This is a genomic window from Delftia sp. BGA-UO-ETr-SB1 (genome assembly GCF_059567865.1).
The window spans coordinates 1421404-1440511 of record NZ_JCAQOW010000005.1 but is presented as its reverse complement, the minus strand read 5'-3'; the positions used below and the strand labels follow the sequence as shown (position 1 = coordinate 1440511).

Sequence of the window (19108 nt, the reverse complement as noted above, 5' to 3'; positions counted from 1 at the left end):
CCTCGTTTGGTACGCTGGCGGCAATTATGACGACGATTGAAAACAAGCTTCAACAGATTCACGAACGGATTGCCTCGGCCTGCGCGCAGGCTGGCAGGGCGTCCGGCTCGGTGCAATTGCTGTCCGTCTCCAAGACCTTCGGTGCCGACGCCGTGCGCGAGGCCGTGCTGGCCGGCGAGCGCAGCTTCGGCGAGAACTACATCCAGGAGGGCGTGGAAAAGATCGCCGCCGTGCGCGCCATGGGCCTGCCGGGCGGCGAGGCCCTGCAATGGCATTGCATAGGCCCCATACAGAGCAACAAGACGCGCCTGGTGGCCGAGCATTTCGATTGGGCCCAGACCGTGGACCGCCTGAAGATCGCCGAGCGCCTGTCGGCCCAGCGCCCCGAGGGCCTGGCGCCGCTGCAGGTCTGCATCCAGCTGAACGTGGATGGCGGCGAGACCAAGGCCGGCGTGGCGCCGCAGCAGGCGCTGGAGCTGGCCGCTGCCATCGTGCAGCTGCCGCGCCTGGCGCTGCGCGGCGTGATGAGCATTCCCGACGATGTGGCGGGCTTCGAGGCCCAGCGCGAGGTGCATGCGCGCGCCACGGCCGTCTTCGAACAGATCCGCGCCAGCGGCCTGCCGGGGCTGGAGCGCTTCGACACGGTATCCATGGGAATGACCGGCGACCTGGAAGCGGCCGTGGCCGCAGGCAGCACGATGGTGCGCGTGGGCAGCGGCATCTTTGGCCAACGAAACTACGCCCCGCGCTGACCAGGGCGTAGCTGGCTTGGCTGGCGGGGAAGGCCGCCTCAGCGCCCGCCTGGCCGCTTCATCTGGCAGTCCGTGGGCAATTCCACCTGCTCGGGCGTGTAGACGGCATCGGTGCGAAAGCCGTAGTTCGTGCCTTCCCAACCGGCCTTGACCAGCTTGCCGTCCACGGGCGCGATGGTGTTGACCACCTGGGGCAGCAGCAGCTGGTGGTCCTTGCCGCGCATGCGCACGGGGCCGACCACGGTGTCCATCTGCAAATCCTCCATGGCCAGCGCGATCTTCACGGGTTCGGTGGACTGTGCCTTGGCCATGGCGGCGGCCAGCATGCGCGGCACCAGGTCCATGCGCGGGGCCAGGAAGTCCTTGCCCATGCGGGCCTTGTATTCCTGGGCGCGGGCGTCGGCCAGCGGGCGGCCGGCCTGGCCCGGGTGCCATTCGGCCACCCAGGTCAGCTGGCCGATGCGGGTCTGGGCGAAGGATGTCACCGTGCCCGGCATGCCGCCTGCGCTGTGGTTGAAGTAGCGCAGGTCATAGCCCGAGTCGGCGGCGGACTTGAGCAGCAGGGTCAGGTCCTGGCCCCAGTTGCCCGTGATCACCGAGTCCGCACCCGTTTCCTTGATCTTGGCCACATAGGGCGCGAAGTCCTTGACCCGGCCTATGGGGTGGAGCATCTCGCCCGTGAACTGGATATCGGGCCGGGCCGCGCTCACCATCTGGCGCCCGTACGCCGCCCACTGCTTGCCGTGGGCGTAGTCCTGGTTGAGCAGGTAGACCTTGCGGATGCCCGGCTGGGTCTTGATGTAGCTGGCAATCGCCTGCATGCGCATGGCGGTGTTGGCATCGAACATGAAATGCCAGAAGCTGCAGGCCTTGCCCGTCAGCTCGGGGTCGATGGAGGAGTGGTTGAGCACCAGCACCTCCTTGCCCGGATTGCGCTGGTTGTGGCGCGAGGCTGCCTGCACCAGGGCCGCCACCACCGAAGAGCCCGATCCCCCGGTCACCACCACGCGCGCGCCCTGGTCTATGGCCGCCTGCAGCGCGGCCTGGCTTTCCTGGGCCGAGAGCTTGCTGTCGAACTGCAACAGCTGTAGCTTCGCGCCGTTGAACAGCCCGCCCTTGGCGTTCACATCCTCGACCGCGTACTGCACGTGGTCGCGCATCAGCTCGCCCGTGCTGACGAAGGGGCCGGACAGCGGGTCGATGAAGGCGATCTTGAAGGTGTCGGTTCCCTGGGCGAGGGCGGCCGTGCTGCACAGCAGGGCGGCGGCGAGTGCCATGGATGGCTGGGAATATCGTCGGATGCAATGGCGGCGGATCGGCATGTCTTGTCTCCTCGAAGGAATGGTCGTCAGTCCTTGCCGGGCGGCTCGGCCCGGGGCCGGCTGCGCCGTGCAGGCGTCTTTTTCGCGGGGGATGCGGCAATGGCTTCGGGCGCGGTGGCTGGCGCCGTGCGCAGGCCCAGCACGCGGCTGGCCAGCTCGGTCAGCTCGGCCACCATCTCGGCCGTGCCCAGGCGGCCGCCGGGGCGGTACCAGTTGTAGAGAAAGCCCGGCAGGCTGCAGGCGGCCTGGGCGGTGATGCGCGTCTCGCGAAAGTCCAGGTGGCCGCTGGCGCGGCCTTCTTCGAGCAGCGCGCAGAACTGGCGATAGAACTGGCGCGCCAGCGTGCGCGAGGCCTTCATGTACGCAGGGCTGAAGGCCTGGGGCTCGCGGTACGGAAAGAAGGCCGCCGGATAGTGGGCAATGGTGGCCGCGATCAGGCGCTGCAGGCCGTCCACGGCCTTCTCGTGCGCGGCGCGCGGATCGTCGGCCGCGAAGTCCAGCACCGTGAAGCAGGCCTCGGTGGGCGCCCAGCACAGGGTCTCGAAGATCTCCTGCTTGTTGCGGAAGTAGTAGTAGACGAAGGGCTTGGTCACGCCCAGGGCCTGGACGATCTGCTCCATCGTGGTGTTGGCGTAGCCGTTGCGGTCGAACAGGGCCTCGGCCGCCTTGAGGATGCGTTCGCGCTTTTCATCGGAGCCGGCCGTGGGAAGGCGCTGGCGGCCGCGCGGGGTGACAGGGGGCTTGGGCATGCGGGAAATCTCGTGTCGCGTCGGTGGCTGCGATGGTTATACCGATGGGTAGCAATGTTCTACCAGCGGGTATATATTGGCAAGACGCCGATCCAAAAATCAGATCAAGGCTATCCCTTAGGACTGTTCCGGGATGGCCAGACACCCAGGAGACAAGCATGGCGGATTCCGTGACCCTCATTCCCCTGCATGAGGCCCTGCGCCGCAATGCGCGCAACCACCCCGGCCGCGACGCCTACATCTGGTATGGCCGCCACATCAGCTGGGCCGAGGTGGATGCGGCCAGCGACGCCTTTGCCGCGCGGCTGCAGGCGCTGGGCGTGGGCCGGGGCGAGCCCGTGGCGCTGTTCATGAACAACTGCCCGCAGTACATCGTGGCGCACTACGGCATCCAGAAGATCGGCGCCATCGTCTGCCCCTGCGGGCCGCTGAACAAGGAGCATGAGCTGCAGTACCAGCTCGATGACCTCAAGGCCCGCGTCATCGTCGCGGCCGATGTGCTGCTGCCCGTGGTGGACAAGGTGCGCGCCAGCACGGCGCTCAGGCATGTGCTGGCCGTGCGTTATGGCGACTGGCTTCCTGAATCGGCCACGCTGGCGCTGCCGCCCGAACTGCAGGCCCCCGTGCAGCCGCTGCCCGAGGGCGTGGAATCGTTCTGGGATGTCATGCACAGCGGCGCCAAGCCCGTGCCCGTCGATGTCGCCATGGACGATGTCTCGCTGATGACCTATACCTCGGGCACCACGGGCCTGCCCAAGGGCGCCATGCTCAGCTACGGCAACGCGGCCAGCAAGACGGCCGGCGCCTCCAGCGCCACGGGCGTGAACGCCGGGGACATGCTGCTGGCCGTGGCGCCGCTCTATCACATTGCCGGCATGTCCATGGGCGTGAACATGCCCGTGCACAGCGGCGCCACCTGCGTGCTACTGCACCGCTTCGACCCGCTGGCCGTGGCCCAGGCGCTGGAGCGCTACCGCGTGACCTGGTGGTACAGCATCGCACCCATGAACGTGGCCGTGATGCAGCTGCCGGGCGTGGAGGCCATGGACTTTTCCGCGCTGCGCCGCAACACGGTGACCAGCTTCGGCATTGCCTACACCGAGGAGCTGGCGCGGCAGTGGAGTCGCTTCACCCCGAACTGCATCTCCAGCGAGGCGGCCTATGGCCTGAGCGAGACCCACACCATGGACACCAGCATGCCGGGCGACGCCATCCGCTGGGGCACGCACGGCAAGCCGCTGCCCGGCAACGAGGTGCGCATCATCGACCCCGAGACGGGCGAGCCGCTACCGGCCGGCGAAGTGGGCGAGATCACCATCCGTGGCCCCGGCAACTTCAAGGGCTACTGGAACAAGCCCGAGGCCACGGCCAAGACCCTGAAGAACGGCTGGGTGCACACGGGCGACATGGGCCGCATCGACGCCGATGGCTACCTGACCTTCATCGGCCGCTTCAAGGAAATGATCAAGGTCTCGGGCTACAGCGTCTTCCCCGAGGAGGTGGAGGCCATCCTCATCAAGCACCCGGCCGTGGCCCAGGCCGCCGTGATCGGTGTGCCCGACCCGCAAAAGGGCGAGGTCGTGCGCGCCTTCATCGTCACGCGGCCGGGCCAGCAGATCGCGGCCGAGGACCTGGTGCAGTGGTCGCGCGAGAACATGGCCAGCTACAAGGCGCCGCGCGAGGTGCGTTTCATCGAGGCGCTGCCCGCCACCGGCGCAGGCAAGGTGCTGCGTCGCTTGCTGCGCGATCAATGAGAAAGACCGAAGTCCCATGTTCCAGAAGATCCTGATTGCCAACCGCGGCGAGATCGCGCTGCGCATCGTGCGCGCGCTGCGCGAGCTGGGTGTGCCGAGCCTGGCCGTCTTTGCCGCAGACGATGCGCAGGCGCCCCATGTATCCGCTGCGGATGCAGCCGTGCCCCTGGACGCCAGCGGCCCCTCGGCCTACCTGGACGGCGCCCACCTGCTGCGCATTGCGCGCGAGCACGGCTGCGACGGCATTCATCCCGGCTACGGCTTTCTCAGCGAGAACGCGGGCTTCGCCCAGGCCTGCGCCGATGCGGGCCTGCGCTTCATCGGCCCCGCGCCGGAGCACCTGGCGCTGCTGGGCGACAAGGCCCGCGCACGCGATCTGGCGCGCCGCTGCGGCGTGCCGCTGATGCCGGGCAGCAGCGAGGCTGTCACGCTGGAACAGGCCCAGGCCTTCTTCGAGGCGCAGCAGGCCGGGGGTGCCAGCGGCATCATGGTCAAGGCCATCGGCGGCGGCGGCGGGCGCGGCATGCGCGCCGTGGCGCGCGCCGAGGACCTGCCTGCCGCCTACGAGCGCTGCCGCAGCGAGGCGCGCGCCGCCTTCGGCGTGGACGGCGTCTATGTGGAGCGGCTGATGACGGGCGCACGCCATATCGAGGTGCAGATCCTGGGCGACGGCGGCGCAGGCCCCATCGCGCTGGGCGAGCGCGAATGCACGCTGCAGCGGCGCTTCCAGAAGCTGGTGGAGATCGCGCCCAGCCCCAGCCTGGCGCAGCCGCTGCGCGAGCGCATCACGCGCGACGCGCTGCGCATGGCCGCCGAGATCGGCTACGAGAGCCTGGGCACCTTCGAATTCCTGGTCGATGCCGGCTCCGACTCCCTGCCCTATGTCTTCATCGAGGCCAACCCGCGCCTGCAGGTCGAGCACACCATCACCGAGGAGGTCTTCGGCATCGACCTCGTGCAGGCCCAGATCCGCGTGGCGGCCGGCGATCACCTGGGCGAGCTCGGCCTGGATGCCAGGACACCGCCCGCGCCGCGCGGCTATGCCATGCAGTGGCGCATCAATGCCGAGACGCTGGATGCCGCAGGCCAGTCGCGCCCCGGCAGCGGGCGCATAGGCGCACTGCAGTGGCCGGCCGGGCCAGGCATCCGCATCGACACGCATGCGGTGGCGGGCGCCAGCCCCTCGCCGCACTACGACACGCTGCTGGCCAAGCTCATCGTGCACAGCAGCGGGCCGCGCTTTGAAGACGTGCTTCGCCGCGCACGTCGCGCACTGGACGAATGCCGCATCGACGGGCTGGCCACCAATCTGCCGCTGCTGCAGGCGCTGGCCCGGCGGCCAGAGATGGCGTCGCAGGCCGTGCACACACGCTGGCTTGAAGAGGCCCTTCCCGAGTTGGTGGCGGACGCCCAGGTGTTGGCCGAAGGCGCGCGCCGCACGGCTGTGGCCGCCGAGGTTCCGGCTGCGGCCGAGGCTGCTGGCGCGCCCGTCCCCGAAGGCGCCATCACGGCCCCCATGCCCGCGCGCATCGTACAGTGGAGCGTGGCCGTGGGCGATGCCGTAGCCGCAGGCACCGAACTGGGCGTGCTCGAAGCCATGAAGATGGAGCATGTTCTGCTGGCGCCGCAGGCCGGCACCATCACCCAACGGCTGGCCGAGGCCGGTGCCTATGTGGCCCAGGACCAGCCCCTGCTGGTGCTGGCCGCCGCCCAAGGCGTGCAGGCCGACGCACGCGCGCAGCAGTCCGCACAGGACCCGGACCACATCCGAGCCGACCTGCAGCGCGTCATCGACCGCCATGCCTTCACGCGCGATGCTGCCCGGCCCGAGGCCATGGCCAAACGCCATGCCCAGGGCAGCCGCAGCGCGCGCGAGAACATCGCCGATCTTTGCGACGCAGGCAGCTTCATCGAATACGGTGCGCTGGCCATTGCCGCGCAGACGCGCCGGCGCAGCATGGACGACCTGATCGCCAACACGCCGGCCGACGGCATGGTCACGGGCATGGGCTCCATCAACGGCGCGCAGTTCGGCCAGGAGCGCTCGCGCGCCGTCGTCATGTCTTACGACGCCACCGTGCTGGCGGGCACCCAGGGCGCGCGCAACCATGCCAAGACCGACCGCATGCTGGGCATTGCGCTGGCCCAGAAGCTGCCCGTGGTGCTGTTCGCCGAAGGCGGCGGCGGGCGGCCCGGTGACACCGACACGCCCGTGGTCGCGGGCCTGCATGTGCACACCTTTGCGGCCTATGCGGCCCTGTCGGGCCAGGTGCCCGTGATCGGCATCACCCATGGCCGCTGCTTTGCGGGCAACGCGGCCTTGCTGGGCTGCAGCGACGTGATCATCGCCACGCGCGCCAGCTGCATCGGCATGGGCGGGCCGGCCATGATCGAGGGCGGCGGGCTGGGCGTCTTCCGGCCCGAGCAGATCGGTCCCAGCAGCGTGCAGCATGCCAATGGCGTGATCGACGTGCTGGTCGAGGACGAGGCCGAAGCCGTAGCCGCCGCGCGCCACTACCTGTCCTTCTTCCAGGGCCGCACCACGGAGTGGACCGCGCCCGACACGCGCGCCCTGCGCCATGTGGTGCCCGAGAACCGGCTGCGTGCCTACGACACGCGTGCGGCCATGGCGCATCTGGTGGACGAAGGCAGCCTGCTGATGCTGCGCACGGGCTTTGGTGCAGGCATCCACACGGCGCTGGCGCGCCTCGAAGGCCGGCCCGTGGGGCTGATGGCCAACAACCCGTCCCACCTGGGCGGCGCCATCGACGCCGATGCGGCCGACAAGGCCGCGCGCTTCATGCAGCTGTGCAATGCCCATGGCCTGCCCATCGTGAGCCTGGTGGACACGCCCGGCTTCATGGTCGGCCCCGAGATCGAGAAGACGGCCCAGGTGCGCCATGTCAGCCGCCTGTTCGTCACGGCGGCCAAGCTGCGCGTGCCGTATTTCAGCGTGGTGCTGCGCAAGGGCTACGGCCTGGGGGCCATGGGCATGACGGCCGGCAGCTTCCATGCGCCGGTGTTCAACGTGGCCTGGCCCACGGGCGAGTTCGGTGCCATGGGTCTGGAAGGCGCCGTGCGCCTGGGCTTTCGCAAGGAACTGCAGGCCCTGCCCGAGGGCGCCGAACGCAACGCCCTGTTCGACCGGCTGCTGGCCCAGCAGTACGCCCACGGCGAGGCCATGCACATGGCCGGCACGCTGGAGATCGACGCCGTCATCGACCCCGCCGACACGCGCGCCTGGCTGTCGCGCGGCCTGGCAGGGGCGCGCGTTGCGCCTGCCCAAGCCGGCTTCGTGGACACCTGGTAGGCCCTGAAAACGCCACGGACGGCATGCTAAGCTGGCCGCCTTTCCGACGAACATGATGGCGGGCCTGCGGTGCAGGCCCCGCTGCCTCTGGAGACTCCCCATGCCCGGACTTCTGCCCGATATCGATCCCGACGGCCTGCTCGAATTCTCGGTGGTCTACACCGACCGCGCGCTCAACCACATGTCCAAGCGCTTCGCGGGCGTGATGCAGGACATCCTCACCACGCTGCAGGAGGTCTACCACGCCCACACGGCCGTGCTGGTGCCGGGCAGCGGCACCTTCGGCATGGAGGCCGTGGCGCGCCAGTTCGCCAACCGCGAAAAGGTGCTCATCGTGCGCAACGGCTGGTTCAGCTACCGCTGGACCCAGATCTTCGAGGAAGGCGGCCTGGGCGGTGGCGCCGTGGTCTGCAAGGCGCGTCGCCAGGGACCGGGCAGCCAGGACCCCTGGGCGCCCTGCGCGGCCGAGGACGTGGCCGCCGCCATCCGCACTGAAAAACCCAAGGTCGTGTTCGCCCCCCATGTGGAGACGGCCAGCGGCATCCTGCTGAGCGACAGCTACCTGCGCACCGTGGCCGATGCCGCGCACGAGGTGGGCGCGCTCTTCGTGCTGGACTGCGTGGCCTCGGGCGCCATGTGGGTGGACATGGAAAAGACCGGCGTGGACGTGCTGATCAGCGCGCCGCAAAAGGGCTGGAGCAGCTCGCCGTGCTGCGCCATGGTCATGCTCTCGCAGCGCGCGCGCGAAGCCATCGAGCACACGCAAAGCTCCAGCTTCTCCTGCGACCTCAAGAAGTGGATGCAGATCGCCGAGGGCTACGAAAAGGGCCAGCACGCCTACCACACCACCATGCCCACCGACGCCCTGGTCCGCCTGCGCGACGTGATGCTGGAGACGCGTGCCTACGGCTTCGCCAAGGTGCGCGACGAGCAGATCGCCCTGGGCGCCAAGGTGCGCGCCCTGCTGGAATCGCGCGGCTTTCCCAGCGTGGCGGCCGAAGGCTGGAAGGCCCCCGGCGTGGTCGTCAGCTACACCACCGACCCCGGCATCCAGAGCGGCAAGAAGTTCATGGAAGCCGGCCTGCAGACCGCCTCGGGCGTGCCCCTGCAGTGCGACGAAGGCCCGGACTTCAAGACCTTCCGCATCGGCCTGTTCGGCCTGGAAAAATGGCACAACGTGGACCGCACCGTCGGCCACATCGCCAAGGCCCTTGACGACATTGGTGTCCCCGCCAAGGCGTGAACCCGCTGCAAACATTGCATTGAAAGAACCCTGATGAAAAAGACCCTCACCACCCTGGCCGCCTCCTGCGGCCTGATGCTCGCCGCACTGACCGGCGTGGCGGCCCATGCGGCCCAGCCCGTGACCACGGCCAGCGGCCTGGTCTATGAAAGCCTCAAGGAAGGCACGGGCGCCAGCCCCAAGGCCAGCGACACGGTGCGCGTGCACTACCGCGGCTACTTCCCCGACACGGGCAAGGACTTCGACAGCTCCATCACGCGTGGCCAGCCCATCGAGTTCCCCTTGACCGGCGTGATTCCCTGCTGGACCGAAGGCGTGCAGAAGATGAAGGTCGGTGGCAAGGCCAAGCTGACCTGCCCTCCCTCCATCGCCTACGGCAGCCGTGGCGCGGGCAGCGTGATCCCACCCAACGCCACGCTGAATTTCGAGGTGGAACTGCTGGGCATCAAGTGATGGCCGGCCCGCTGGCCGGGCCAGCCCCCGCTTGATGCAAAGCCGGCCTGCGGGCCGGCTTTTTTACGGTCGTTGAAAGGGATATGCCGTGGATTCACGCAAACCGCTGGACGCGCGCGCCGCCGCGCTGATGCTCATGCTGTGCCTGATCTGGAGCCTGCAGCAGATCCTGCTCAAGGCCACGGCCGATGCCATTGCGCCCACGCTGCAGATCGCGCTGCGCTCGGGCGTGGGCGCCGTACTGGTGTGGCTGTTCATGCGCTGGCGCGGCATGCGCGTGCAGTGGGGCGACGGCAGCTGGCGCCCGGGCCTGGCCGTGGGCACGCTGTTTGCTCTGGAATTCCTGCTGGTGGGCGAGAGCATCAACCACACCTCGGCCGCCCATGTGGTGGTCTTCCTGTATTCCGCCCCCGTGTTCGCGGCGCTGGGCCTGCACTGGAAGCTGCCCTCGGAGCGCCTGGCGCCGCTGCAATGGCTGGGCATCGCACTGGCCTTTGCCGGCATAGCGCTGGCCTTCCTGGGCGGCGGCAAGCCTTCGAAGGCAGCAGGCGCCGCCATGCTGCTGGGCGACCTGCTGGCGCTGGCCGCCGGCGTGGCCTGGGGCGCCACCACGGTGGCCATCCGCACCACGCGGCTGGCATCGCTGCCCGCCGCGCAGACCCTGCTCTACCAACTGGCCACCGGCTTTGCGCTGCTGCTGCCCGCCGCCTTCCTGCTGGGCCAGACCCGCTTCGAGCCCATGCCGCTGGCCTGGGCCGGCCTGGCCTTCCAGTCCGTGCTGGTCTGCTTCGTGAGCTTCCTGGTCTGGTTCTGGCTGCTCACGCAATACCTGGCCTCGCGCCTGGGCGTGTTCTCTTTCATGACGCCCATCTTCGGCGTGGTCTTCGGGGCCTGGCTGCTCAGCGAGCCCATCGAGCCCAACTTCCTGGCCGGGGCACTGATGGTGCTGGCCGGGGTGCTGCTGGTGAGCGGGTATGGGTGGCTGATGTCGCTCAGGCGTCCTGCCTGACCAGTCCCAGCCGCCGCGCCAGCCGCTGCAGGTTGGCGCGGTCCATCTGCAGCTCGCGTGCGGCGGCGGCCCAGCTGCCTTGGTGGCGCTGCAGGCTGGCGTCGATCAGATGGCGCTCGTAGCTCTCCACGGCTTCGCGCAGGCCTTGGGGGCTGGCGCCGGGCGATGCGACCTGTGGGAGGGGCAGGGTCGGGGTGGCCGTCGCCGGGGGCTGCGCGTCATCCCGGAGATCGGCCTGGGCCAGCGTGACCATGCGAGCCCGGCCACCGGCTGGAGCGGTGGAGGGCGCACGGCTCAGCGCCCGCAGCACGCCGCGACTGATGAGGTGCTCCAGCTGCCGGACATTGCCGGGCCATTCCTGGGCGAGCAAGGCAGATTGCGCGGCGGGGTGCAGGCGCAGGCCGCCCAGGCCCAGGCGCGAACGGTTTTCCTCGAGGAAGAAGCCGGCCAGCATCAGCACGTCGCTGTCGCGCTCGCGCAGCGCGGGCACGCGCAGCGGGTACACGCTCAGGCGGTGGAAGAAATCGGCGCGCATGCGGCCCGCCGCCACCTCGGCGGCCAGGTCGCGGTTGGTGGCGGCGATCACGCGCACGTCCACATGGTGTTCGCGGTCCGAGCCCAGGCGCTGCAGCTGGCCGCTTTGCAGCACGCGCAGCAGCTTGGCCTGCACGGGCAGGGACAGCTCGCCCACCTCGTCCAGGAACAGCGTGCCCTGGTCGGCCTGCTCGAACTTGCCGCTGCGCTCGGACAGCGCACCCGTGAAGGCGCCGCGCACATGGCCGAACAGCTCGCTTTCGACCAGGTTGTCGGGCAGGGCCGCGCAGTTGATGCTGACCAGCGCGCGGCCCGCACGCGCCGACTGCGCATGCACGGCCTGGGCCACCAGTTCCTTGCCCGTGCCGGTCTCGCCCGTGATCAGCACATTGAGGTCGCTGGCCGCGACCAGGGCGATGTCCTTTTGCAGCGCGCGCATGGCCGGGCTCTGGCCGATCAGCGGACGCGATGACTCGCCCCCCGGGGCGGCGCCGGGCGCGGGCAGGGCGCGCGCACTGCGCGCCAACCGGCGCAGCCGCTCGGCCGTGGTCACGGTGGCCGCCGCCAGGTTGCTGAAGGCCTGCAGCGCCGCCAGCGCGGCGGGGTCGTCAAAGCGCCCGGGGTCCAGCGCGTCCAGCGTGAGAAGGCCCCAGGGCAGGCCGCCCGTCTGCAGCACGCAGCCCATGCAGTCGTGGACCTCCAGCGGCCCGTGACCCTGGGCCACCAGGCCGTCATAGGGATCGGGCAGCGGGCTGTCTGGCGCAAAGCGCATGGCCTGGCCAGCGGCCAGCAGCTGGGCGAAGCGCGGGTGCTCGGCAATGCGAAAGCGCCGGCCCAGCGCATCGGGCACCAGGCCATCGATGGCCACGGGCCGCAGCCACTCGCCCTCCAGCCGCAGCAGGGCGGCGGCATCGGCCGGCAGCACGGCGCGCAGGGCTGCCAGCAGGCGGCGAAAGCGCTCGCGCTCGGGCAGGTCCTGGGCCAGGTCGGCCACCAGAGGGGTCAGGGCATGCAGGGCGGTGGATGTGGTCATAAAGACTGCGGTTGCTGTCAAAAAGACTCGATTTAACGAAGGTCATATTGACGCATGAAACGCCAAACCCTTGTTCTGCAAGGGCTGCAGTCCTGGCACGGCACTTGCCTTTGTCAAGGCATGCCGGGCATCGCACCGGGCATGCCCGTCCCCGTACCCAAGGAGTTTCTTGTGCTGACCGACCGCCAACGTGCCATCGTCCAATCCACCGTCCCGCTGCTTGAAACCGGCGGCGAGGCTTTGATCACCCACTTCTACCAGACCATGCTGGGCGAGTACCCCGAGGTGCGCGCCCTGTTCAACATGGCCCACCAGCAAAGCGGTGCCCAGCCGCGTGCGCTGGCCTATAGCGTGCTCATGTACGCCAAGCACATCGACCGGCTCGAAGCCCTGGGCGATCTGCCCGCGCAGATCATCAACAAGCATGTTGCGCTGCAGGTGCAGCCCGAGCACTACCCCATCGTCGGCACCTGCCTGCTGCGCGCCATCCGCGAAGTGCTGGGCGCCGAGATCGCCACCGACGAGGTCATCGATGCCTGGGGCGCCGCCTACCAGCAGCTGGCCGACCTCCTGATCGGTGCCGAACGCCAGGCCTATGACCGCACGGCGGCGGCCGAGGGCGGCTGGCGCGGCGAGCGCGCCTTCGTGGTCGAGGACAAGGTGGCGGAAAGCGCCGAGATCACCTCGTTCTACCTGGTGCCGGCCGATGGCGGCCCCGTCATCGCCCACCAGCCCGGCCAGTACATCGGCCTGCGCCTGGTTGTGGATGGCCAGGAGCAGCGGCGCAACTACTCGCTGTCCGCGCCCGCCGATGGCCGCAGCCTGCGCATCAGCGTCAAGCGCGAGGCAGGTGGCAAGGTCTCCAACTTCCTGCACGACCGGGTCCGCGTCGGCGACACGCTGCAGCTGTTCCCGCCCGCAGGCCACTTCACGCTGCAGCCCGGCGAGCGTCCGCTGGTGCTGATCAGCGGCGGCGTGGGCATCACGCCGACCCTGCCCATGCTGGATGCGGCCTTGCCCAGCAAGCGTCCCGTGGTCTTCATCCACTGCGCGCGTGAGCGCGGTGTTCACGCCTTCCGTGAACGTGTGGATGCGCTGGCCGCGGAGCATCCGCAGCTCAGCCGGTACTACTGCTATGACCGGGTGGAGGAGGACGATGAGGCCGATGCGCAGGGACTGCTGACCGCCCGGCAGTTGGGTGAGTGGCTGCCCTCAGTGGATGCCGATGTGTATTTCCTGGGACCGCGGCCGTTCATGCGGTCGGTGAAGGAGTCGCTGCGGGTGTTGGGGGTGCCGGAAGGGCAGGTCCGCTATGAATTCTTTGGGCCGGCGGAGGCGTTGGCCTGAGTTGCCGTCGATCCGCCCGGGGTCCCCTGGCCTGAGTGGTGGAGCAGGGGCCGGGCCTCGGCCCGCCGTGCATCGGGCGATCAGCCCTGCACGGCCCACATGCCCTGGTTGTCCGACACCCACTCCCCAAACGCCTGTGCGGGCAAGGGCTTGCTGCACAGATAGCCCTGGAAGAAGTCGCACCCCTTGCCGCGCAGGAATGCCAGTTGCTCGGCCGTCTCCACGCCCTCGGCCAGAACCTTGAGCCCCATGGCATGCCCCAGCGCGATCACCGATCCGCTGATGGCCATGTCGTCCGCGCTGTGCGGGATATCGCGGATGAAGCCCTGGTCGATCTTGAGCAGGTCCAGCGGAAAGCGCTTGAGGTGGGCCAGCGAGGAATAGCCGGTGCCGAAGTCGTCGATGGCCAGCCGCAGGCCCTGGGCGCGCAGGCGGCGCATGACGGCCAGGGCCTCCTCGGGGCGCTCGGCCAGGGCGCTTTCGGTGATTTCCAGCTCCAGGCAGTGCGGGGCGAAGCCCGTGGCGGCCAGCGCGTCGGCGGTGGCACCGGCGATGTCGGTCAGCAGGAACTGGTGCAGCGAGACATTGACCGCGATGGTCATCTCGGGCAGGCCCTGATCGCGCCAGCGCTGGCCCTGGGCGCAGGCCTCGCGCAGCACCCACAGGCCCAGCGCGCCGATGACGCCCGAGCTTTCGGCCACGGGGATGAAGCGGGCCGGGGAGATGAGGCCCTCGTCCGGGTCCAGCCAGCGCACCAGGGCCTCGGCGCCCACCAGGCGGCCCGTGGCCAGGTCGATCTGGGGCTGGAAGTACAGGCGCAGGTGGCCCAGGTCTATGGCCTGCCGCAGCCGTGCCTCCATGGCCAGGCGCTCGCGCGCGGCCGAGGTCATGTCTTCCTCGAAGAAGCACCAGGCACGGCCGCTGCGTGACTTGGCGCCGTAGACGGCGGCATGCGCGCCCTGCAGCAGGTCCTGGGCATTGCCGGCGTGGGAGGGATACATGCAGATGCCCACGCTGACGCCGGCCATGACGGACAGGCCGTCCGGCGAGCTCCAGGGCTGGCCGGCCGCCGCGATCAGTTGCCGTGCGCGGGCGATGGCGTCGCCGCGCTCGCTCATGCCCTTGCACAGCACGGCCAGTTCGTCACCGGCCATGCGACCTATGAGGTCCTGGGGTCCCAGGGAATCGTGCACACGGGCGGCGATGTGGCGCAGCACCTGGTCGCCAATGGCGTGGCCGTAGCTGTCGTTGACGTCCTTGAAGCGATCGATGTTCAGCAGCATCACGGCCAGCGTGCCCTGCTCGGCGGCCGCCTCGGCCACGGCGTCTTCCAGCAGCGCTGTGAAGCGCACGCTGTTGGGCAGGCCGGTGAGCATGTCGCGGTGGGCCAGGAATTCGAGCTGGGCCTCGCGCGCCTTCTCGGCCGAGATGTCGGTGAACATGCACACGTAGTGCGTGACCTTGCCCTGTGCGTCCTTGACGGCGCTGAGCGACATGCGCTCGGGGAAGACCTCGCCGTTCTTGCGGCGGTTCCAGATCTCGCCCTGCCAGTGGCCCGTGGCCTGCATGCTGTCCCACATGGCCTCGTAGAAGGCCTTGTCATGGCGGCCGGACTTGAACATGCGCGGGGTCTTGCCCAGCATCTCCTGCTCGGTATAGCCCAGCAGCCGCGTGAAGGCGCTGTTGACCGATAGGATGCGGCTGCGCGCGTCGGTGACGACCACGCCCTCCATGGTGTTGTCCACCACGGCGGCGGCCAGGCGCTGGCGTTCGTCGGCCTCCCGCCCGGCGGCCATCGCGGCATGGGCAGTGCGCTCTCCACGGCGCATGCGCCACAGCAGCCAGCCGCCGCCCACGGCCGTGACCAGCACCAGGGTCACCGAGGACAGCATGCGCCGCTGCGCCGCCGCCTCGGGCGGAATCTGCAGGTGCGCCAGCAGCCATTCCACGCCCCAGAGCCACAGCAGACCTGCGCACACGTACAGGGTCATTGCGCCCCAGAGCGGTATTCGGGGCTGCTCTCCCTGATCTTGCATGTGGTTCCTCAGAACGTTCCCAGAACGTGTGACTTGCGCAGGGTCGTGTCCATGCTGCGACAATTGCGCCGCTATGACCCAAGCCTATATTCTTACCCTTTCGTGCCCCGACCGGCTCGGTCTGGTACATGCCGTCTCGGGCTTTCTGCTCGAGCAAGGCGGCAACATCGAAGAGGCCGCGCAGTATAACGACCCGGCCACCGGACTGTTCTTCATGCGCGTGCAATTTGCCTGCAACGGCTGCGATCCCGCGGCTCTGAGGGCGGCCCTGGCCGACCTGGGCGGCCAGTACCAGATGAAGTGGCGCCTGCACACCAAGGCCGAAGCCATGAAGACCGTGCTCATGGTCAGCAAGGAAGGCCACTGCCTCAACGACCTGCTGTTTCGCTGGAAGAGCGGCCTGCTGCCGGTGGACATCCGCGCCATCATCAGCAACCACCGCGAGTTCTACCAGCTGGCGGCCAGCTACAACATCCCCTTCCACCACATCCCCGTCACGGCTGCCACCAAGGCCCAGGCCGAGGCAAAGCAGTTCGAGATCATCGAGGCCGAAGGCGCCGAGCTCGTGGTGCTGGCGCGCTACATGCAGGTGCTGTCCAACGACCTGTGCACCAAGCTGGCAGGCCGTGCGATCAATATCCACCACAGCTTCCTGCCCAGCTTCAAGGGCGCCAAGCCCTACTACCAGGCCCATGACCGCGGCGTGAAGCTGATCGGCGCCACGGCCCACTATGTGACGGCCGACCTGGACGAAGGCCCGATCATCGAGCAGGACGTGGCCCGCGCCGACCACACCGACACCGTGGAGGACCTCACGGCCCGCGGCCGCGACACCGAGAGCCAGGTGCTGGCCCGCGCCGTCAAGTGGCACAGCGAGCACCGCGTCATCCTCAACGGCCACAAGACCGTGGTCTTCCGCTGAAGCCGGCTCCCGGCCGCCCATGGCGAACGTGACCCTTGCCGCCGGCAGCGGCTTTGCCCCGCCCGGCAGCGGCGCCCGCCGCATCCCGCCCATACAGTGCCTGCTCACTTTCGAGGCGCTGGCGCGGCTGCGCAGCGTGACGCAGACGGCCGAGGAGCTGTGCGTCACGCCCAGCGCCGTCAGCCACCGCGTGCGCCAGCTCGAGCAGATCCTGGGCACGCGGCTGTTCGGCCGCTCGGACTTTTCGCTCACCACCGAAGGCAGCGCCTACCTGTCCCACGTGCGCGAGGGCCTGGGCGCGCTGCAGCGCTTTCCGGGCGAGGTGACGGCACCGGGCCGCCGCAGGCTCAAGCTCGCCGTCACGCCCACCTTTGCGCGCGTGATCCTGATCCCGCGCCTGCGCCAGTTCACGGAAACCTATCCCGAGATCGACATCGCCCTGCAGGTCTCCATCCCGCTGCTGGACGTGGTGGCCGAGGATGCCGACCTGATGGTGCGCTTCGGCCCCGGCCACTATGCCGATGTGGAGCACATCGAGCTGGCGCGCGACGTGGTCACGCCGCTGGCCTCGCCGGCCTTCATCCGCGAGCACGGCCCCTTCGAGCAGCCCCAGGACCTGGAAGGCATGCCCCTGCTGCGCAGCCCGCTGGAGCCCTGGCGCACCTGGTTCGGCGCCACCGGCCTGGACTGGCCCGAGCCGCACGAGGGCTCGCAGTTCAACGACATCGGCCTGATGTGCGACGCGGCCTCGGCCGGCATGGGCATCGCCCTGGTGCGCCACAAGCTGGGCGCGCCCTGGCTGGACAACGGCACCCTGGTGCGCCTGTTCGACGTGGACACGGCCAGCCCCCATGCCCACTACCTGTGCTGGCGCACCGGCACCATGGACCGCTGGGAATGCGCGGCCTTTGCTGAATGGTTGAAGAGGGCGATGGCCTGCTGAGGCGCCCATAACTGATTTCGCGGATTTCACGGATTTCACGCGCCGTTGCAATAAACATCAGCGCAGTCCCGCTGCACAAAGACGGCGGCATCGCCTAAAGTCAGGCTCCATGACTTCCGCCAGCTCCCCAGCCAGCCCCGCTCCCGGCGCCATGGCGTCGGCCGCCGCCGATGCGGCCCACCAGCAGCCCACAGTCTCCGAGCGCGCACGGCGCCAGGCCGAGGTCGTGGCCGCGCTGGCCCGCCATGTGCCCGCCCACGCCCTGCTGTGGAATGCCGAGGACACCACGCCCTATGAATGCGACGGCCTCACGGCCTACCGCCAGCGCCCGCTGGTGGTCTGCCTGCCCGAGACCGAGGCCCAGGTCCAGGCCGTGCTGCGAGCCTGCCACGCCATCCAGGTGCCCGTGATCGCACGCGGCGCGGGCACCGGGCTGTCGGGCGGTGCCTTGCCCCATCCCATGGGCGTGACGCTGTCGCTGGCCAAGTTCAACAAGATCCTTCAGGTCGATGCGGCCAGCCGCACGGCCGTGGTGCAGTGCGGCGTGCGCAACCTGGCCATCAGCGAGGCCGCCGCGCCCTTCGGCCTGTACTACGCGCCCGATCCCAGCAGCCAGATCGCCTGCACCATCGGCGGCAACGTGGCCGAGAACTCGGGCGGCGTGCACTGCCTCAAGTACGGGCTGACGGTGCACAACGTGCTCAAGGTGCGCGGCTTCACCGTGGAGGGCGAGCCGGTGGAGTTCGGCTCCACGGCGCTGGATACGCCGGGCTTCGACCTGCTGGCCATCCTGGTCGGCAGCGAGGGCATGCTGGCCGTGACCACCGAAGTCACCGTGCGCCTGATCCCCAAGCCCCAGCTGGCGCGCTGCATCATGGCCAGCTTCGACGACGTGCGCAAGGCCGGCGACGCCGTGGCCGCCGTGATCGCGGCCGGCATCATCCCGGCCGGGCTGGAGATGATGGACAAGCCCATGACGGCCGCCGTCGAGGACTTCGTCAAGGCCGGCTACGACCTCACGGCCGAGGCCATCCTGCTGTGCGAGAGCGACGGCACGCCCGAGGAAGTCGAGGAAGAGATCGCCCACATGAGCGAAGTGCTGCGCGGCGCCGGGGCCACGGCCATCACCGTCAGCGAGAGCGAGGCCGAGCGCCTGCGCTTCTGGAGCGGGCGCAAGAACGCCTTTCCCGCCAGCGGGCGCATCAGCCCCGACTACATGTGCATGGACTCCACCATCCCGCGCAAGCGCCTGGCCGACATCCTGCTGGCCATCCAGGAGATGGAAAAGAAATACGGCCTGCGCTGCGCCAACGTCTTCCACGCGGGCGACGGCAACCTGCACCCGCTGATCCTGTTCGATGCCAACGACCCCGACGAGCTGCACCGCTGCGAGCTGTTCGGCGCCGACATCCTGGAGACCAGCGTGGCCATGGGCGGCACGGTCACGGGCGAGCATGGCGTGGGCGTGGAAAAGCTCAACTCCATGTGCACCCAGTTCACCACGGCCGAGAACGACCAGATGTTCGCGCTCAAGGCCGCCTTCGACCCGCAGGCCCTGCTCAACCCCGGCAAGGTGATTCCCACGCTCAACCGCTGCGCCGAGTACGGAAAGATGCTGGTGCGCGGCGGCCAGATCTCACACCCGGACCTGCCGAGATTCTGAGGCGCGGTGCAACCGGCGACGTGCAACGGGCGCGGTGC

The 19108-nt window shown here is 69.2% G+C and carries 14 protein-coding genes; 10 read left to right on the top strand and 4 right to left on the bottom strand.

Annotated elements, in window-relative coordinates; genetic code table 11:
* The first annotated feature begins 26 nt into the window (after positions 1-26).
* Positions 27-752, top strand: coding sequence for a YggS family pyridoxal phosphate-dependent enzyme (locus tag AC57B5_RS16640; protein ID WP_013804429.1), 726 nt, complete (start codon positions 27-29; stop codon positions 750-752).
* Positions 753-790: 38 nt separating this feature from the next.
* On the opposite strand, the gene AC57B5_RS16635 is transcribed toward AC57B5_RS16640, so the two are convergent.
* Together AC57B5_RS16635 and AC57B5_RS16630 are read right to left on the bottom strand one after the other, a co-directional pair.
* A complete protein-coding gene (locus AC57B5_RS16635) occupies positions 791-2074 on the bottom strand; it encodes a branched-chain amino acid ABC transporter substrate-binding protein (RefSeq protein WP_496399953.1) in 1284 nt (427 codons plus the stop codon).
* A 26-nt stretch (positions 2075-2100) separates the two neighbouring features.
* Positions 2101-2823, bottom strand: coding sequence for a TetR/AcrR family transcriptional regulator (locus tag AC57B5_RS16630; protein WP_016446678.1), 723 nt, complete (start codon positions 2821-2823; stop codon positions 2101-2103).
* Between the two features lie 158 nt (positions 2824-2981).
* On the opposite strand from AC57B5_RS16630, the gene AC57B5_RS16625 reads away from it, so the two are divergent.
* The 5 genes from AC57B5_RS16625 to AC57B5_RS16605 all read left to right on the top strand — a co-directional run bounded on the left by AC57B5_RS16625 (position 2982) and on the right by AC57B5_RS16605 (position 10592).
* Positions 2982-4577 (top strand): AMP-binding protein, encoded by a 1596-nt coding sequence (locus tag AC57B5_RS16625; RefSeq protein ID WP_496399952.1) that lies wholly within the window; start codon positions 2982-2984, stop codon positions 4575-4577.
* Between the two features lie 16 nt (positions 4578-4593).
* Positions 4594-7887 (top strand): carboxyl transferase domain-containing protein, encoded by a 3294-nt coding sequence (locus AC57B5_RS16620; protein WP_496399951.1) that lies wholly within the window; start codon positions 4594-4596, stop codon positions 7885-7887.
* Between the two features lie 100 nt (positions 7888-7987).
* Positions 7988-9130: a pyridoxal-phosphate-dependent aminotransferase family protein gene (locus tag AC57B5_RS16615; RefSeq protein WP_013804424.1), complete on the top strand. Its 1143-nt coding sequence runs from the start codon at positions 7988-7990 to the stop codon at positions 9128-9130.
* 33 nt (positions 9131-9163) lie between these two features.
* Entirely contained in the window at positions 9164-9583 is a 420-nt protein-coding gene (locus AC57B5_RS16610) for an FKBP-type peptidyl-prolyl cis-trans isomerase (RefSeq protein ID WP_043820392.1), read from the top strand.
* A gap of 88 nt (positions 9584-9671) precedes the next feature.
* The gene (locus AC57B5_RS16605) at positions 9672-10592 is read left to right on the top strand and encodes a DMT family transporter (protein ID WP_496399950.1); all 921 of its coding nucleotides are present in this window, start codon (positions 9672-9674) and stop codon (positions 10590-10592) included.
* On the opposite strand, the gene norR is transcribed toward AC57B5_RS16605, so the two are convergent.
* Positions 10576-12159 carry a nitric oxide reductase transcriptional regulator NorR gene (norR, locus tag AC57B5_RS16600; protein WP_496399949.1) on the bottom strand — a complete coding sequence of 528 codons (1584 nt, stop codon included), beginning with the start codon at positions 12157-12159 and terminating at the stop codon, positions 10576-10578. The two genes, AC57B5_RS16605 and norR, sit on opposite strands and share 17 nt — an antisense overlap.
* Before the next feature lie 120 nt (positions 12160-12279).
* Here norR and hmpA point away from each other — a divergent pair, with 120 nt between their 5' ends.
* Positions 12280-13506 (top strand): NO-inducible flavohemoprotein, encoded by a 1227-nt coding sequence (hmpA, locus tag AC57B5_RS16595; protein WP_043820387.1) that lies wholly within the window; start codon positions 12280-12282, stop codon positions 13504-13506.
* 80 nt (positions 13507-13586) lie between these two features.
* On the opposite strand, the gene AC57B5_RS16590 is transcribed toward hmpA, so the two are convergent.
* Positions 13587-15542 carry a putative bifunctional diguanylate cyclase/phosphodiesterase gene (locus AC57B5_RS16590; RefSeq protein ID WP_013804419.1) on the bottom strand — a complete coding sequence of 652 codons (1956 nt, stop codon included), beginning with the start codon at positions 15540-15542 and terminating at the stop codon, positions 13587-13589.
* Positions 15543-15615: 73 nt separating this feature from the next.
* On the opposite strand from AC57B5_RS16590, the gene purU reads away from it, so the two are divergent.
* The 3 genes from purU to AC57B5_RS16575 all read left to right on the top strand — a co-directional run bounded on the left by purU (position 15616) and on the right by AC57B5_RS16575 (position 19070).
* The gene (purU, locus tag AC57B5_RS16585) at positions 15616-16464 is read left to right on the top strand and encodes a formyltetrahydrofolate deformylase (protein ID WP_013804418.1); all 849 of its coding nucleotides are present in this window, start codon (positions 15616-15618) and stop codon (positions 16462-16464) included.
* Between the two features lie 19 nt (positions 16465-16483).
* A complete protein-coding gene (locus AC57B5_RS16580; protein WP_012203013.1) occupies positions 16484-17407 on the top strand; it encodes a LysR substrate-binding domain-containing protein in 924 nt (307 codons plus the stop codon).
* Between the two features lie 151 nt (positions 17408-17558).
* Positions 17559-19070, top strand: a complete 1512-nt coding sequence (locus tag AC57B5_RS16575; RefSeq protein WP_013804417.1) for an FAD-linked oxidase C-terminal domain-containing protein — start codon at positions 17559-17561, stop codon at positions 19068-19070.
* The last annotated feature ends 38 nt before the right edge of the window (positions 19071-19108 follow it).